We start from the raw sequence: 15,792 nt of genomic DNA, 5'->3' as shown, positions 1-15,792 counted from the left end.
GAGAGAAGGACACACTCACACCGCCTGAGGTGGCCCGGGAAATGTCCGATCTGATCGAGTGGGCCTCGCTCGTGGTGATTCCCGGAGCTGGCCATCTGTCAGCATTGGAACGTCCGGAAGCTGTAACAAACGCACTGGAAATGTGGCTCACGTGCGGATGAACACGTATCGCCAAGTCTCAATTTTGCCCGGTTGGGATTATGGTCAAATTTCCGTTACGGACGTTACGCAGCGTTATGTTTTGCGTAAGATTTTTTTAAACTATTGAAAATAAACGATAAATTCTGCGCATAGCAATTTCCCCTGCCGGCGCTTGGACAAAGAATGACTTTTGGTCGACGTTCGCGCCTGCCTGATGTATGGCGGTATCACGCTTCAAATGTGTCGTGTTGCAAGAAAGTGACAGACCTTGGGGCGGGACTCGGCTAATACCGTGTTCGGACTTAAGCATTCATGGGTCACAAAATGAAAAAGATTCTCCTCTCCTCGGTTGCACTTCTCGGCTTGACGGTCGGCGCTCTCGCCGCCGACCTTCCGTCGCGCCGCGCTCCTGCTCCGATCATCCCGGTCGTCCCGGTCTTTACCTGGACGGGCTTCTACGTCGGCGTGAACGCTGGATACGGCTGGAACACCAACGACAACGGCAGCTACTATGATCCGGTTCTCGGATACTATGCTGGCGGTGGCAGCGACGGCGGCTTCGTCGGCGGCGCACAGATCGGCTACAACTACCAGATCGGCCAGTTCGTGATCGGTCTCGAGACCGACATCCAGTACGCCGACATCGGTGGTGGACGTCGTAACTCGTACTACGCTGGTTACATCGGCAACGACAACAACAGCGATGGCTGGTTCGGCACCTTGCGCGCTCGCGCCGGTTTCGCAATCGACCGCGCTCTTGTGTACGGCACCGCCGGTTTCGCTTACGGCGACATCGCGCAGGGCTCGAGCTCGCTGTTCACCCCGGGTAACAACTTCTACTACGGCAACAGCGACAGCACGAACACCGGCTGGGTTGTCGGTGGTGGTGTCGAATACGCGTTCACCAACAACCTGACCGCCAAGGTCGAAGGTCTGTACGTGAACCTCGACACCGAGAACAACGTGTACGGCTACTTCGGCAGCAAGAGCAACGCCGAGTTCGGCGTGGTTCGCGCTGGCCTGAACTACAAGTTCAGCAGCTACTAAGACTTATCGCTTCGGCGATTGAAGAGGCCCGGTGGAAACACCGGGCCTTTTTTGCTGTTGGAGGGCCCCGCCCCAACCTCGGATGAGCCGGTGTCACGATTCGCGCGAGGGCGGACTGGGAGCGAAGCTCACCGCCATACCGTGATCGCAGCGACCGCGATGAAGAGCAGTCCGGCGACGCGTCCGATGAGGATCGTGACTCGGGGTTTGGACACCAGGAATCTCCTGCTCCATCCAGCGGCCAGCGCAAGGCCACCATAGACGCTTAATTGCATCGCGATGGTCATTACTCCCATCACCATGGCCTGCGCCGCGATCGAGCCGAACCGAGGCAGCAGGAATTGCGGGTAGATCGCGATCGTGAAGAGATAAGCCTTGGGATTGAGCAGGCATGTGACTGCTCCCTGGCGAAATGCGACCCATTGCGTTCGAGATTGCAGGCCGCCGACCGTTCCAACCGTAATGGAACTGCGCATGAGGGTCACGCCGATCCACGTCATGTAGGCGGCGCCGGCATAAAGAAGCCCCGTGAAGACCGAGGGTGACAGACGCGAAAGCACGCCGACGCCGACGGCGCCGAAGATCGTATGAACGACGCCTCCGATCATGATCCCAGCCGTTGCGGCGAGCCCGGCGCGGCGACCGCCACTGAGCGAGTTGGCGAGGACGAAGAGCATGTCCATCCCCGGCACGATGATGATGCCAAACAGAAGGATGGCGAAGACCCAGAGATTCTCGGTATATGTCATGTCAGTAGCGCGCCTTTCACTCCGCTATCCATCGACCGTCCATCTATTGAATTCAATGGGTTGAGGGGCGCTTCTCCCAAAGCCAACTGACAGCGTTCTGTCAGTTGCGTGGAGCATATCCACATGCGCAAGGCTTCTCGCCTGTTTGAGATCATTCAGATGCTGAGGGTGTCGGAAGGGCCTTTGACCGCCGCCCGGATGGCACGGGAGCTGAAGGTTACACCGCGCTCCGTGTACCGTGACATTGTCGCCTTGCAGGCAATGCAAATTCCGATCCAGGGCGGTCGTGGAATCGGCTACGTGTTGAGGCCCGGATTCGAGCTCCCGCCGCTCATGTTCTCCGTCGAGGAAACAGAGGCGATCGTGCTGGCGCTCGCCTTTCTCGACCGGACGGGCGACGTTTCGCTCAAAGGTGCCGCGAAAAGCGTCAACAAGAAGATCGCGGCTGTCATGCCTTCGCCTCTCCGTCAGGCGTTGAATGCGAAGGCGCTGCATGCCTGGGGCGCTGCTTCGCCGGAACCCACCGGAATCGATCTGGCGATGGTCCGCGGAGCGATCCGCGAAGAGCAGATCATCGACATTGCCTATTGCGACGAGCTGGGTCGTGCTTCCCAAAGAGAGATTCGGCCCATCGCGCTGATCTATTATCCAGAGGCGGCCAACGTCGTGGCTTGGTGCCAGCTACGTCGGGATCTGCGCAATTTCCGTGCTGATCGCGTTGTGTCCGCGCGCCTGACGGGCGCGACCTTCAAGGGTGAGGGAGACGAGCTGAGACGGCGGTGGGTTGCCGGTTGGGCGAGCAAGGCGCCTTCGTTACAATAAAAAAGCCGGAGCCAAAGGCCCCGGCTAGATAGGCTGCGGGTCTCGCAGCCGGGAGGAAGACGTATCCTCAGCAGGAATAGTACATCTGGAACTCGACCGGATGCGGCGTCATTTCGAAGCGCGCGACTTCCGTCATCTTCAACTCGATATAGCTGTCAATGAAGTCGTCGTTGAACACGCCGCCGGCCTTCAGATAGGCGCGGTCCTTGTCGAGGCTGGCGAGAGCTTCGCGCAGCGAACCGCACACGGTCGGGATCTTCTTCAGTTCGCGCGGCGGCAGATCGTAGAGATCCTTGTCCATCGCCTGACCCGGATCGATCTTATTCACGATGCCGTCGAGGCCGGCCATGAGCATCGCCGCGAAAGCAAGGTAGGGATTCGCGGCCGGATCGGGGAAGCGCACTTCGACGCGCTTGGCCTTCGGCGAGGTCGTCCACGGAATACGGCACGAGGCCGAGCGGTTGCGCGCGGAATAGGCAAGGAGGACGGGAGCCTCATAACCGGGGACGAGACGCTTGTAGGAATTCGTCGACGGGTTGGTAAAGGCGTTCAGCGACTTCGCATGCTTGATGATGCCGCCGATGTAATAGAGGCATTCCTGGCTCAGGTCGGCATACTTGTTGCCTGCGAACAGTGGCTTGCCGCCCTTCCAGATCGACTGGTGCACGTGCATGCCCGAACCGTTGTCGCCATACACCGGCTTCGGCATGAATGTCGCAGTCTTTCCATAGGATTGAGCGACGTTATGAATGCAGTACTTGTAGATCTGCATCAGATCGGCGGTGTGAAGCAGCGTGTCGAACTTCATGCCGAGCTCGTGCTGAGCGGAGGCGACTTCGTGATGGTGCTTCTCCACCTGCACGCCCATCGACGCCATGGCGGCGAGCATTTCACCGCGCATGTCCTGAGCCGAATCGAGCGGCGGAACGGGGAAGTAGCCGCCCTTCATGGGAATACGGTGACCGAGATTGCCGCCCTCGTAATCCGTGTCGCCGTTGGTCGGCAGCTCGGAGGAGTCGAGCTTGAATCCGGTGTTGTACGGATCGGCCATGAACTTCACGTCGTCGAACACGAAGAACTCGGCTTCGGGGCCAACATATACCGTGTCGCCGATTCCGGTCGACTTGAGGAACGCTTCCGCCTTCTTGGCGATGCCGCGCGGGTCGCGGTTGTAGGGCTCGCCCGTCGCCGGCTCGAGAATGTCGCAGACGATCGAGAGCGTCGCGGCGGAGAAGAACGGGTCGAGGGTCGCCGTCGTCGGATCGGGCATGAGCGTCATGTCCGATTCGTTGATGGCTTTCCAGCCGGCGATCGACGAGCCGTCGAACATGATGCCGTCCGCGAACACCTCTTCATCGACGATGGAAACGTCGAACGTCACGTGTTGCCACTTGCCGCGTGGATCCGTGAAACGGAAATCGACATACTTGATGTCGTTGTCTTTAATCGCCTTCAGCACATCCTTGGCGGTCTTCATGGTCCAGAGGTCCTCTTTTGCCCTTTGAGTTGAGTGTCTCGGCGCGAGCGGCCGGGTTCAGGGTACGGGATCAGATCGCGTCGGATCCGGTTTCGCCCGTACGAATGCGAATGGCTTCTTCCACGCTCGATACGAAGATCTTGCCGTCGCCGATGCGGCCGGTCTGCGCGGCCTTTCGGATCGCTTCGACCGCGCCTTCGACGAGATCATCGGAGAGGACGATCTCGAGCTTTACCTTGGGCAGAAAGTCGACGACGTATTCTGCGCCCCGGTATAGTTCGGTGTGGCCTTTCTGGCGGCCGAAGCCCTTGGCTTCGATGACCGTGATGCCCTGGAGACCGACCTCCTGAAGGGCTTCTTTCACTTCATCGAGCTTGAAAGGTTTAATGATGGCTTCGATCTTTTTCATGGTCGATGGCGTGCCTTCATCTCGTGCTATTGCCGCTCTTAACATCAAAGAACGCCCCTCTTCCACGCGGACCTGCTTTTCTGAGGGCATGTTTTGCATATCTCATAAGCAGGCTCTGATCAAAGTTTGTGCAGGTGCGATTTTGCTGATCGCTCCGTTGGAAAACTGAGCCATTTTCAGGCGATGAGAGAAAAAGAAATTCTCCTGACAGGTGAGGAAGCCCGACGGGCCGATGCCGAGGCCATTGCGGCCGGAACGCCGGGGCTGGTGCTCATGCGGCGCGCCGGTCGCGCGGTCGCAGCCACTGCGGCGGCAATGGTCGAACCCGGCGCACGCATTCTCGTGCTGGCAGGTCCCGGCCAGAACGGCGGCGATGGGTTCGTCGCAGCGACACGTCTAGCCAACGAGGGCTTCGACGTCGCAGTCGCTCTCCTCGGCGACCGAGCGCACCTTAGCGGCGATGCCGCCATCGTAGCAGCAGAGTGGGGCGGCGCGACGCTCTCCGGGGAGCAAGCGCCGGTCGGTGAGGCCGACCTTCTGATCGACGCCCTGTTCGGGACCGGGCTGACGCGTAACCTTGAAGGCGCCGCTCGCGACATCGTCGGTCGGATGAACGCCTCACATTGCCCGATCCTCTCGATCGACCTGCCGTCTGGCATCGACGCCGATACGGGGCGATCCCGCGGCGCCGCGGTCAATGCGACGCGTACCGTCACCTTCGTCGCCCGGAAGCCAGGTCATCTACTCCTGCCCGGACGCGAACATTCCGGCTTGGTCGAGGTGGTCGACATTGGCGTCGAAGCGGAGGTCCTCGAAAGACTTCGCGCCAAGCTCCGCGCAAACAATCCCGGACTTTGGGAGCATGCCTTTCCGCGGCCCGGCCGCTCGTCTCACAAGTATGACAGAGGCCATACGCTGGTGTTGTCGGGAGGGGCGGCAAGAACAGGAGCGGCGCGCATGGCGGCGCGCGCGGCACTCCGGATCGGTTCGGGCCTCGTCACGGTCGCATCTCCCCCAGAAGCGATCGGAGTGAACGCGGCACACCTCACCGCCATCATGCTACGCGGCTGCGACGGCCCTGAGGGACTGCAAGCCATCCTGCAGGACGAACGCTTCAACGCGCTTGTGCTCGGTCCGGCACTCGGTGTCCATTCCGGCACCCGCGCTCTCGTCTCGGTCGCCGCCCATGCGCATCGAAGTCTCGTATTGGATGCAGACGCCCTGACGTCTTTTGAAAGTCTTGCCACCGAGCTGCATCAAGTCTTTCGATCCGCGCCGACGGTGCTGACCCCTCACGGCGGCGAGTTTGCACGATTGTTTTCAGGCCACCCGGACATTCTAGAAGCGCCGTCCAAATGGGCGAAGGCACAGCGAGCCGCGCTCTTCACAGGTGCGGTGGTGGTTCTAAAGGGAGCGGACACGGTGATTGCCGCACCCGATGGGAGGGCGGCCATCAACGAGAACGGCACACCCTATCTCGCAACGGCAGGATCGGGCGATACGTTGTGCGGGATGATCGCCGGCCTGATGGCGCAAGGCATGCCGGCCTTCGAGGCCGCGTGCGCCGGCGTTTGGATTCACGCCGAGGCAGCTACGAATTTCGGGCCAGGTCTAATCGCCGAAGACCTGCCAGAGCTGGTGCCGGGCGTGCTGCGCGCGCTTTTGGAGTGCTAGTAGGCTCTAAGTCACCTCGAACCACGTCCAAAGCCCCGTATCGAACCGCTCCATCACGGTCGAGGTCAGGAGCCATTTACCGGGATTGTCCGCGACGAAGGCGATGCGGACGGTGCGGCTTTCCGGGATCTGCAGGGTGTCGAGGAAGTAGGGCTCCCAGCCGTCATCGAGGGGATGAAGCAGGCGGAAGACATGCCCGTGCAGGTGGAACGGCTGCACCAGGGGCGTCTTGTTGACGAGCGTGATCACGACGGGCGCGCCGCGTTTCACACTCAGCAGGGGCTTGGCCTTTACGTCTCCGCGGGCGCCGTTGATCGTCCATTGCTTCGCCCCTCCACCTTCGAGGACGACGTCCTTTCGCGCGGCATTCTGAAGTTTGATCTCCGCAGGCAGTTTCTTGTTGGCCGCCAGCGGGGCGATCGCCGCGCGCGTGGGCATTGGTTCGCCGGCTGTCGCAAACGCAACGAGCGGCATGCCGCTGCCGATCTGGGCGACGATCGCGCCTTTCGCGCCGGCCTCGTTCGGGAGATCCATGAGCAGATCGTAACGGCTGCCGGGCGGGAAGGGCAGGGACGCTTTCAGGGGCTCGAACGTGTCCGTGGGCTGCCCATCGACGGCGACCACGTAAGGTTTGAGCTGATCGAAGAGAAGGCGCATAGCCCGGGCATTGCAGGCATTGGCGAGACGCACCCTGACGCGGCTGCCGGGACGCGCGGTGATGACGTCCGGCGTCGGCTTGGCGTTAACCGACAAGGCGTTGCCGAGCCGGCCGGCAGAGAAAGGCTCCGAGGTTTCGAAGGGCGCGAGGGCGCCGTCCTCCTCGAGTTTCCAATCGTCGATCTTCAGCACAAGGTCGTGATCGACGGCGGGAGGATCCTTCTCGTCGACGACGAGGAGCGCCGTGAGCCCACGTTCGGTCGGTTCGGCGCTTGCGCCGAGGACGCAGGGCCTGACCAGAAACGTGCCTGCGTCCGGCGGCGTGAAGCGGTAGTCGAAACTGTCCCCGGGTGCGACGGGCGCCTGTGTCRGGCCGCCGACGCCGTCCATGTCGTTCGGCCCACGGACGCCATGCCAATGCAAAGAGAGCGGCTTCGATGTCTCATTTGCGAGACGCAGCCGGAGCGCTTCGCCGGCCTTGAGTCTCAGTACGCCGCCATCGGAGCCCGCGAAGGACCAAAGCTCGGCCGGCTTCGACCCGCTGCTCTGTAGGATTCGCGGATTGGGCACCGCGCGCCAGACCGGTCCCTCAGCCGCCGTCGTGGTTTGAGATTTTGAATCAGAGGTTGATGATAACGCCTTTGCATCAAAGCTAAAAAGCGAAACGGCTAGCCCAGCGCCAAAGAGGCGCCGAGTGGGCGAGAACGAAGCGGTTGGTCTCATTCCGAATGCGCTTTCATGTGCCGTGTCGGGCCCTCTCGTACCATATGGTTCAGCGCCGATCCTGCCCTAGTCCGCAGGGGTAACTTTTTTGGTGCTTTGTCGTGCAAGCATGCTATAGAGCCGCGTCCCGGACGAGGGTGGCGCGACAGCGCCGCTTCCCGCGCGGGCGTGGCGGAATTGGTAGACGCACTGGATTTAGGTTCCAGCGGCGAAAGTCGTGGGGGTTCGAGTCCCTCCGCCCGCACCAATCCCGTCAGGGTTGGTATCCGGATGGTTTCTCTGGATCGGGTGAGGGCGTACGCCGCCCCGTCCGGAGCCTGGGATGACAGTTTTTTCAAATGAACGAAGGCAGTTAACATCATGCAGGTGACGGAAACTCTGTCCCAGGGCCTGAAGAGAGAATTCAAGGTCGTGCTCCCGGTGGTCGAGCTGGAGCAACGTCTCAGCAGCGAACTGGCGAACATCAAGGATCGCGTACGGATCAACGGCTTCCGCCCGGGTAAGGTGCCTTTGGCCCATCTGCGCCGGGTCTACGGCCGTTCGGTCATGGGCGATGTGGTTCAGAACGCCGTCAACGAGGCGAACCGCAAGATCGTCGAGGACAACAACCTGAAGCTCGCCTTCGAGCCCCAGGTTCAGTTCCCTGAGGACAAGGACGAGGTCGAGAAGGTCATGGACGCCAAGGGCGACCTGGCTTTCACGGTTGCTCTCGAAGTCCTTCCTGTGTTCGAACTCGCCGATGTCGCCGACGTCACGGTCAAGAAGCCGGTTGCGCCGGTCTCCGATGCGGAGATCGACGAATCGCTCGATCGCATGGCGAAGCAGAACCGCTCCTTCTCGTCCAAGAAGGGCAAGGCCGCCGACGGCGACCGGGTCGCGATCGACTTCGTCGGCCGGATCGACGGTGAGGAGTTCCAGGGCGGCAGCGGCCAGGATGTCCGCGTCGAGATCGGTTCCAATACCTTCATTCCAGGCTTCGAAGAGCAGCTGGTCGGCCTCAAGGCCGGCGACACGAAGCTCGTGAAGGTGACGTTCCCGGTCAACTACATGGCTGAACATCTCGCCGGCAAGGATGCCGAGTTCGATGTCACCGTGAAGGAGGTCGAGGGTCCCGGCGAAACCAAGATCGACGACGAGCTCGCCAAGGGCTTCGGCATGGAATCCCTCGACAAACTGAAGGACGCCATCCGTTCCGCCATTCAGCGCGATTTCGACGCCCAATCCCGCCGCAAGGTGAAGAAGGATCTGCTCGACGCGCTCGATTCGAAGTACGGCTTCGAACTGCCTCCTAGCCTGGTCGATCAGGAATTCAATGCGATCTGGGCTCAGGTCGAGGGCGAAATGAAGTCCAATGGCCGCACCTTCGCGGACGAGGAAACGTCCGAGGAAGAAGCCCGCTCGGATTACCGCAAGATCGCCGAGCGTCGCGTCCGTCTCGGTCTGGTCCTTGCGCAGATCGGTGAGAAGGCCGATATCAAGATCTCCGACGACGAGGTCACTCAGGCTCTCGTCGAGCGGGTCCGCCAGTTCCCCGGCCAGGAAAAGCAGGTTTGGGACTTCTACCGCAAGAATCCGCAGGCTTTGGCTGAAATCCGCGCGCCTCTGTTCGAGGAGAAGGTGGTCGACCATCTCCTTTCTCAGGTAAAGGTGGTGGACGAATCCGTGTCGAAGGACGAGCTTTTCGGCGATGACGAGTCCGAAGAGGGCGAGTCGAAGTCGAAGGCCAAATCCACCAAGGCCAAGGGCGGAAAAAAGGCCAGCAAGAGCGAGTAACGCTCCGTTAAAGCGTCTCGCTGTTTGCATCATTTCTGACGGCTGCGCATTCGCGCAGCCGACTTTGGAGCAGTGAGACGATGAGAGATCCGATAGAGGTCTATAACAGCACGCTCGTGCCTATGGTGGTCGAGCAATCGAACCGGGGCGAGCGTGCATTCGATATTTATTCGCGTCTTCTGCGCGAGCGGATTATTTTCCTCACCGGGCCGGTCGAAGACTATTCTGCGTCGCTGATCGTGGCGCAGCTGCTGTTCCTCGAAGCCGAGAACCCGAAGAAGGAAATTTCCTTCTACATCAACTCGCCCGGCGGCGTCGTGACCTCCGGCCTGTCGATCTACGACACCATGCAGTTTATCCGCTGCCCTGTCTCGACCCTGTGTGTCGGTCAAGCGGCATCCATGGGCTCGCTTCTGCTTTGCGCCGGCGCAAAGGACATGCGCTTTGCCCTGTCCAATGCCCGAATCATGGTCCACCAGCCGTCAGGCGGCTATCAGGGCCAGGTCACGGACATCATGATCCACGCGCGCGAGAGCGAGGCTCTGAAGCGGCGTCTCAATGAAATCTACGTGAAGCATACCGGCAATGACATCGCTGCGGTCGAACAGGCCCTGGAGCGTGATAACTTCATGACTTCGGATGCGGCGAAGGAGTTCGGAATCATCGATCAGGTGCTTACGAAGCGTCCCGAGCCTGCCGCACCAACGACTTAAATCCCCCTGAATAGTTGGGGATAAGGGCGGGCCCGGTGCGTCTTTTTAGCGTCTGGGCCCGTTTCTATTGATCGCACGCATTTCACGTGTTTGCATAGGGATTCGAGAAGCAACGGAAATGTGAGKCTCGAATCCGGCGTCGGAACCTTTCGTTAGCTCCGACGCTCCTACAATTAAGGAGGTGCTTGGTCGATCCCGATCGCCCGGGCACCGATTGGAGATTTGATAGATGAGCAAGGCTGGCGGTAACGACTCCAAGAGCACGCTTTACTGCTCCTTCTGCGGCAAGAGCCAGCATGAGGTGCGTAAGCTGATCGCTGGCCCGACGGTGTTCATTTGTGATGAATGCGTCGAGCTTTGCATGGACATCATCCGCGAGGAATCCAAATCCTCGCTCGTGAAGTCACGGGATGGCGTCCCCACTCCGAAGGAAATCAGCCGCGTTCTTGACGATTACGTGATCGGTCAGGAGCACGCCAAGAAGGTTCTCTCGGTTGCGGTCCATAACCATTACAAGCGCTTGGCCCACGCGACGAAGCACAACGACGTCGAGCTGGCGAAGTCCAATATCCTCCTGATCGGCCCGACCGGGTCGGGTAAAACCCTGCTCGCGCAGACGCTCGCCCGCATCCTGGATGTGCCGTTCACCATGGCTGACGCTACGACGCTGACCGAGGCGGGCTATGTGGGCGAGGATGTCGAAAACATCATTCTGAAGCTGCTTCAGGCGTCCGACTACAATGTCGAACGGGCCCAGCGCGGCATCGTCTACATCGACGAGATCGATAAGATTTCGCGTAAATCGGACAACCCTTCGATTACCCGCGACGTCTCGGGCGAGGGCGTGCAGCAAGCGCTTCTGAAGATCATGGAAGGCACTGTGGCCTCCGTTCCGCCCCAGGGCGGCCGGAAGCATCCGCAGCAGGAATTCCTGCAGGTGGACACGACCAACATTCTCTTCATCTGCGGCGGCGCCTTCGCCGGCCTCGAGCGGATCATCTCCGGCCGCGGCAGGGGCACATCGATCGGTTTCGCCGCCTCGGTGACGTCGCCGGATGATCGTCGCACCGGCGAAATCTTCCGGGAAGTCGAGCCCGAGGACCTGCTGAAGTTCGGGCTCATCCCCGAATTCGTGGGACGTCTGCCGGTCATCGCGACGCTCGAAGATCTGGACGAAGTCGCCCTCAAGCGCATTCTCCAGGAGCCGAAGAACGCCCTGGTGAAGCAGTATCAACGCCTGTTCGAGATGGAGAACGTCAGCCTCACCTTCCAGGACGAGGCGGTTTCGCTGATTGCCCGCAAGGCGATCGAGCGAAAGACGGGAGCGCGCGGCTTGCGTTCGATCATGGAGGGCATCCTGCTCGAAACCATGTACGACCTGCCGGGTCTCGATTCCGTGGAACAGGTCGTCATCGGCCCCGAAGTCGTGGAAGGGAAGGCAAAACCGCTCTTTATCCATGGCGATCGGGCCGATCAGACGGCAAGTGCGAGCGCCTGATCCCAGGCGAACAAAGGCACGTTACAGCGTGCCGAACACGATCTTGAAAGCCCGTGTTCGGCACGCCACATCATTACCCGCGTGGCCACCCTTCGCTCATCCTCGAGGAAGGCCCCACGCCCGGACGCAGCCACACTCCAAAGCCTGAGCGTTCCGGTAATCCGTCCGTTGGCCAGCTCGATCGAGGGGCAAGCGGGCGAAGTCGAAAGGAAGTCTCATGACACAATCGAAGCCGCGTCAGCCGATCGTCCCGGGTACCGTCGGGACCTACGCTGTCTTGCCGTTGCGCGATATTGTCGTCTTTCCGCATATGATCGTGCCGCTCTTCGTGGGGCGGGAAAAATCCATTCGGGCACTCGAGGAAGTCGTCAAGGCCGAACGACCGATTCTGCTCGCGACGCAGATCGACGCGACAGACGACGATCCGACGACCGATGCGATCTACAAGGTCGGCACGCTGGCGAGCGTTCTTCAACTTTTGAAGTTGCCCGACGGCACCGTGAAAGTGCTCGTCGAAGGTGTGAGCCGGGCGCAGGTCAATGCGTACACCCGCACCGACGAATTCTATGAAGCCGAAGCCGAAGCTCTCCCCGATTCCCTGGGCAACCAGATCGAGGCGGAGGCGCTTGCGCGCTCCGTGGTTTCCGAGTTCGAGAACTATGTGAAGCTCAATAAGAAGGTTTCGCCGGAAGTCGTTTCCGCCGTGACCCAGCTCGAGGAGCCGGCAAAACTCGCCGATACGATCGCGTCGCATTTGGCGATCAAGATCGCCGACAAGCAGATGATCCTGGAAACGCCGACCGTCGCAGAGCGCCTCGAAAAGGTCCTCGGCCTGATGGAGAGCGAGATCTCGGTTCTGCAGGTCGAAAAGCGGATCCGCACCCGCGTGAAGCGTCAGATGGAGAAGACGCAGCGCGAGTACTATCTCAATGAGCAGATGAAGGCGATCCAGAAGGAGCTCGGCGACGACGAAGGTCGTGACGAGTTGGCCGAGCTGGAAGACAAGATCCAGAAGACCAAGCTCACGAAGGAAGCCCGCGAGAAGGCGATGGGCGAGCTGAAGAAGCTCCGCCAGATGTCGCCGATGTCCGCGGAAGCGACTGTCGTGCGCAACTATCTCGACTGGCTGCTGTCCATTCCGTGGAACAAGCGCTCGAAGATGCGCAAGGACCTGCAAGGTGCGCAGAACATTCTCGATGCCGACCATTACGGCCTCGACAAGGTCAAGGAACGCATCGTCGAATATCTTGCCGTCCAGCAGCGGGCGAACAAGTTGACGGGACCGATCCTCTGCCTCGTCGGACCTCCAGGCGTCGGCAAGACCTCGCTCGGCAAGTCGCTGGCGAAGGCGACGGGACGCGAATTCGTACGGATGTCGCTCGGCGGCGTTCGCGACGAATCCGAGATCCGCGGCCATCGCCGGACATATATCGGTTCGATGCCGGGCAAGATCATCCAGTCGATGCGCAAGGCAAAGACGTCCAACCCGCTCATCCTTCTCGACGAGATCGACAAGATGGGAATGGACTTCCGTGGCGATCCGTCGGCGGCGTTGCTCGAAGTGCTCGATCCCGAGCAGAACAACTCGTTCAACGATCACTACCTGGAAGTCGATTACGATCTGTCGAACGTCATGTTCGTGACGACGGCGAATACGCTGAACATCCCGGCGCCTCTTCTCGACCGCATGGAAGTGATCCGCATCGCGGGTTACACCGAGGAAGAGAAGGCCGAGATCGCCCGCACGCACCTGATCCCGTCGGCCCTGAAGAAGCACGGTCTGCAGGAGAAGGAGTGGTCGATCTCCGACGATGCTTTGCTCATGCTCATCCGCCGCTACACCCGCGAAGCGGGCGTGCGTAATCTCGAGCGCGAGATCGCCAATCTCGCCCGCAAGGCGGTGAAGGAGATCCTCTTGACGAAAGTCGAGAAGGTCGACGTTACGGCCGAACGGATGCCCGAATTCCTGGGGCCGCCACGCTACCGTTACGGCGAGGTCGAAGCCGAGGACATGGTGGGTGCGGTCACCGGACTGGCATGGACCGAGGTGGGCGGCGAGCTGCTGACCATCGAGGGCATCATGATGCCGGGTAAGGGCAAGATGACCGTGACCGGCAACCTGCGGGACGTGATGAAGGAATCGATCTCGGCGGCGGCGTCCTACGTTCGTTCGCGGGCTCTCGATTTCGGCGTCGAGCCGCCGTTGTTCGATCGTCGGGACATTCACGTCCACGTGCCGGAAGGCGCGACGCCGAAGGACGGACCGTCCGCCGGTATCGCGATGGCGACCGCCATCGTCTCGGTCATCACAGGCATTCCGGTGCGCCGGGATATCGCGATGACGGGCGAGGTGACGCTGCGGGGCAGGGTGCTTCCGATCGGTGGCTTGAAAGAGAAGCTCTTGGCGGCTCTGCGGGGTGGCATGAAGAAGGTGCTGATCCCGGAAGAGAACACCAAGGATCTCGCCGACATTCCGGCCAGCGTGAAGAACGGACTCGAAATCGTTCCGGTCTCGCGCATGGACCAGGTGCTGCAGCACGCTCTGATCCGCATGCCCGAACGTATCGAATGGGAAGAGGCCGTCGTGGTGCCGCCGAAGGCACCCGCGGCGGACGACGACTCGATGGGTGTCGTCGCCCACTAATACATGCCGTTAGGGCATGATTACCAAAAGTCCCCCGGATGCCGAATCCGGGGGATTTTTTTGATGTGGACTGTCAAAAAATGGCTCATTTAAGCCGTTTCGGGGGTTGCCACAGGCTGAGCTTTGGGCCACACGGTTCATCCCTGATGCGGCGGCCACAGTCCAATCCCAACGCCGTCGCGATACTGGAGGTTTTTAAAATGAATAAGGGCGAGCTCGTTGCTGCCGTGGCCGAAAAGGTCGGTTTGTCCAAGGGTCAGGCTGGCGAGGCCATCGACGCCGCGATCGAGGCCATCAGCGGCGCTCTGAAGTCGGGCGACGAGGTCAAGATCGTCGGCTTTGGCACTTTCGTGGTGACAAACCGCGCCGCCGGCGAGGCTCGCAACCCGCGCACGGGCGAGAAGGTCAAGGTTCCGGCCTCGAAGACCCCGAAGTTCCGCGCAGGCGCCGGCCTCAAGGAAGCCGTCAACGGCAAGTAATCTCTTTCGATTGCATTTTTGCTTTTCGAGGACCGACGGCGCTTGCGTTGTCGGTCTTCTCTTTTTATGTCGTGTGACAGGGGCGGTTAGCTCAGTTGGTAGAGCATCTCGTTTACACCGAGAGGGTCGGCGGTTCGAGCCCGTCACCGCCCACCATACGTTTGGATGTTCAAGCACGCTCGCCGCTATCGTGGCTGACCGATGCTGGATGCGATTGCCGCCAGCCCCTGGCGCGCTCCCTCGCACGAACCCGAAGACCGCCCGGACAACGCAATTGGCATCAAACCTGCGACCAAATCGCGGGCGGTAACTTTATTCACGTGTTGTGCTTGAAGACTCGCAATATTGATGCAATGAAACGTTATCGCATCTTTGGCAAGATTTTGTTAACCATGTCTAGGCATTCTATCCTCGACGAATCGGGGGTTCTCCAATGACCATTCTGCTGATGGGCGTCGTGTTCATTTCCTCTGCTTGCCTGGTCTCCATTCCGCTCGTGCGGCTTTGGGGCGCCTCTTCGGCCGAGATTCGAAGCGCGAACGTGCGCCCAACCCTCGTGCCCTGACGGCGCGTTTCATTTGTTTTCTGAAAACGCGCCGTCGCGATTTTTGCCGCGCGTTTTCGACGCTTTTGCAGCGTTTTTTCCGACGGTTTCAATCATTCGTCCGAATTCGCCGTGCAGGCGCTTGACAGCGCAGGAGGGCGCCCTTAAACCCCGCCCACACCGCTTCGGCGGTCTGTTGCGCGGGCGTAGCTCAGTTGGTTAGARTRCCGGCCTGTCACGCCGGRGGTCGCGGGTTCGAGCCCCGTCGCCCGCGCCACTCAAATCCTTTCAAGACAAAGTGAAATTTGGGTGGCGCATCCCCGCGCTGGGACGCTTTTCCGAAGCGATCGGAATTTCACGCTCATCCTCGAGTTTCGTCTCCGCTCCCGGAGGCTGTCTGCGGCAAGATTTCCGCGCCCGCGATGAAGCTTGTCCGTTGCTC

Annotated in this window: 13 protein-coding genes and 3 tRNA genes; 12 read left to right on the top strand and 4 right to left on the bottom strand. The window is 60.5% G+C overall.

What is annotated here, in order from left to right; translation table 11 throughout:
• Both AC1DT3_RS03315 and AC1DT3_RS03310 read left to right on the top strand, forming a co-directional pair.
• On the top strand, positions 1 to 161 hold a 161-nt coding region (locus AC1DT3_RS03315), incomplete at its 5' end, for an alpha/beta fold hydrolase (RefSeq protein WP_477463816.1).
• Between the two features lie 304 nt (positions 162 to 465).
• Positions 466 to 1,188 (top strand): outer membrane protein, encoded by a 723-nt coding sequence (locus AC1DT3_RS03310; RefSeq protein ID WP_477463815.1) that lies wholly within the window; start codon positions 466 to 468, stop codon positions 1,186 to 1,188.
• Between the two features lie 128 nt (positions 1,189 to 1,316).
• Here the strand turns inward: AC1DT3_RS03310 and AC1DT3_RS03305 are convergent, their stop codons facing one another.
• Positions 1,317 to 1,937 carry a LysE family translocator gene (locus AC1DT3_RS03305; protein WP_477463814.1) on the bottom strand — a complete coding sequence of 207 codons (621 nt, stop codon included), beginning with the start codon at positions 1,935 to 1,937 and terminating at the stop codon, positions 1,317 to 1,319.
• 123 nt (positions 1,938 to 2,060) lie between these two features.
• Here AC1DT3_RS03305 and AC1DT3_RS03300 point away from each other — a divergent pair, with 123 nt between their 5' ends.
• Positions 2,061 to 2,759, top strand: coding sequence for a helix-turn-helix transcriptional regulator (locus tag AC1DT3_RS03300; RefSeq protein ID WP_477463813.1), 699 nt, complete (start codon positions 2,061 to 2,063; stop codon positions 2,757 to 2,759).
• Positions 2,760 to 2,826: 67 nt separating this feature from the next.
• Here AC1DT3_RS03300 and glnA read toward each other — a convergent pair whose 3' ends face one another.
• Positions 2,827 to 4,236 (bottom strand): type I glutamate--ammonia ligase, encoded by a 1,410-nt coding sequence (gene glnA / locus AC1DT3_RS03295; RefSeq protein WP_477463812.1) that lies wholly within the window; start codon positions 4,234 to 4,236, stop codon positions 2,827 to 2,829.
• Positions 4,237 to 4,306: 70 nt separating this feature from the next.
• Positions 4,307 to 4,645, bottom strand: a complete 339-nt coding sequence (locus AC1DT3_RS03290; protein ID WP_112664083.1) for a P-II family nitrogen regulator — start codon at positions 4,643 to 4,645, stop codon at positions 4,307 to 4,309.
• A gap of 183 nt (positions 4,646 to 4,828) precedes the next feature.
• Here AC1DT3_RS03290 and AC1DT3_RS03285 point away from each other — a divergent pair, with 183 nt between their 5' ends.
• Positions 4,829 to 6,319, top strand: a complete 1,491-nt coding sequence (locus tag AC1DT3_RS03285) for an NAD(P)H-hydrate dehydratase (RefSeq protein WP_477463811.1) — start codon at positions 4,829 to 4,831, stop codon at positions 6,317 to 6,319.
• Positions 6,320 to 6,325: 6 nt separating this feature from the next.
• On the opposite strand, the gene AC1DT3_RS03280 is transcribed toward AC1DT3_RS03285, so the two are convergent.
• Complete coding sequence (locus AC1DT3_RS03280) at positions 6,326 to 7,546, bottom strand: multicopper oxidase family protein (RefSeq protein ID WP_477463810.1); 1,221 nt, start codon at positions 7,544 to 7,546, stop codon at positions 6,326 to 6,328.
• 315 nt (positions 7,547 to 7,861) lie between these two features.
• On the opposite strand from AC1DT3_RS03280, the gene AC1DT3_RS03275 reads away from it, so the two are divergent.
• From AC1DT3_RS03275 to AC1DT3_RS03240, 8 genes are all read left to right on the top strand, one after another.
• Positions 7,862 to 7,946, top strand: a tRNA-Leu gene (locus AC1DT3_RS03275).
• Positions 7,947 to 8,059: 113 nt separating this feature from the next.
• Positions 8,060 to 9,472, top strand: a complete 1,413-nt coding sequence (gene tig / locus AC1DT3_RS03270; RefSeq protein WP_477463809.1) for a trigger factor — start codon at positions 8,060 to 8,062, stop codon at positions 9,470 to 9,472.
• A gap of 80 nt (positions 9,473 to 9,552) precedes the next feature.
• On the top strand, positions 9,553 to 10,185 hold the full coding sequence (locus tag AC1DT3_RS03265) for an ATP-dependent Clp protease proteolytic subunit (protein ID WP_477463808.1): 633 nt from the start codon (positions 9,553 to 9,555) through the stop codon (positions 10,183 to 10,185).
• A gap of 229 nt (positions 10,186 to 10,414) precedes the next feature.
• Complete coding sequence (clpX, locus tag AC1DT3_RS03260) at positions 10,415 to 11,683, top strand: ATP-dependent Clp protease ATP-binding subunit ClpX (RefSeq protein ID WP_477463807.1); 1,269 nt, start codon at positions 10,415 to 10,417, stop codon at positions 11,681 to 11,683.
• Positions 11,684 to 11,900: 217 nt separating this feature from the next.
• A complete protein-coding gene (lon, locus tag AC1DT3_RS03255) occupies positions 11,901 to 14,327 on the top strand; it encodes an endopeptidase La (RefSeq protein ID WP_477463806.1) in 2,427 nt (808 codons plus the stop codon).
• A 200-nt stretch (positions 14,328 to 14,527) separates the two neighbouring features.
• A complete protein-coding gene (locus AC1DT3_RS03250) occupies positions 14,528 to 14,806 on the top strand; it encodes an HU family DNA-binding protein (RefSeq protein WP_477463805.1) in 279 nt (92 codons plus the stop codon).
• An 80-nt stretch (positions 14,807 to 14,886) separates the two neighbouring features.
• Positions 14,887 to 14,962 (top strand) — tRNA-Val (locus AC1DT3_RS03245).
• Between the two features lie 588 nt (positions 14,963 to 15,550).
• A tRNA-Asp gene (locus AC1DT3_RS03240) sits at positions 15,551 to 15,627 on the top strand.
• Positions 15,628 to 15,792 lie beyond the last annotated feature (165 nt).

This window comes from Microvirga sp. P4_G7 (genome assembly GCF_056401005.1).
This window is presented reverse-complemented; position numbering and strand designations above follow the sequence as displayed.

Bases quoted from the DNA above. Each gene is read 5' to 3' on its own strand.
- AC1DT3_RS03290 (WP_112664083.1), bottom strand. From the start codon at position 4,645: ATGAAAAAGATCGAAGCCATCATTAAACCTTTCAAGCTCGATGAAGTG.
- AC1DT3_RS03300 (WP_477463813.1), top strand. From the start codon at position 2,061: ATGCGCAAGGCTTCTCGCCTGTTTGAGATCATTCAGATGCTGAGGGTG.
- AC1DT3_RS03285 (WP_477463811.1), top strand. From the start codon at position 4,829: ATGAGAGAAAAAGAAATTCTCCTGACAGGTGAGGAAGCCCGACGGGCC.
- AC1DT3_RS03250 (WP_477463805.1), top strand. From the start codon at position 14,528: ATGAATAAGGGCGAGCTCGTTGCTGCCGTGGCCGAAAAGGTCGGTTTG.
- lon (WP_477463806.1), top strand. From the start codon at position 11,901: ATGACACAATCGAAGCCGCGTCAGCCGATCGTCCCGGGTACCGTCGGG.
- AC1DT3_RS03265 (WP_477463808.1), top strand. From the start codon at position 9,553: ATGAGAGATCCGATAGAGGTCTATAACAGCACGCTCGTGCCTATGGTG.
- AC1DT3_RS03305 (WP_477463814.1), bottom strand. From the start codon at position 1,937: ATGACATATACCGAGAATCTCTGGGTCTTCGCCATCCTTCTGTTTGGC.
- clpX (WP_477463807.1), top strand. From the start codon at position 10,415: ATGAGCAAGGCTGGCGGTAACGACTCCAAGAGCACGCTTTACTGCTCC.
- AC1DT3_RS03310 (WP_477463815.1), top strand. From the start codon at position 466: ATGAAAAAGATTCTCCTCTCCTCGGTTGCACTTCTCGGCTTGACGGTC.
- glnA (WP_477463812.1), bottom strand. From the start codon at position 4,236: ATGAAGACCGCCAAGGATGTGCTGAAGGCGATTAAAGACAACGACATC.
- tig (WP_477463809.1), top strand. From the start codon at position 8,060: ATGCAGGTGACGGAAACTCTGTCCCAGGGCCTGAAGAGAGAATTCAAG.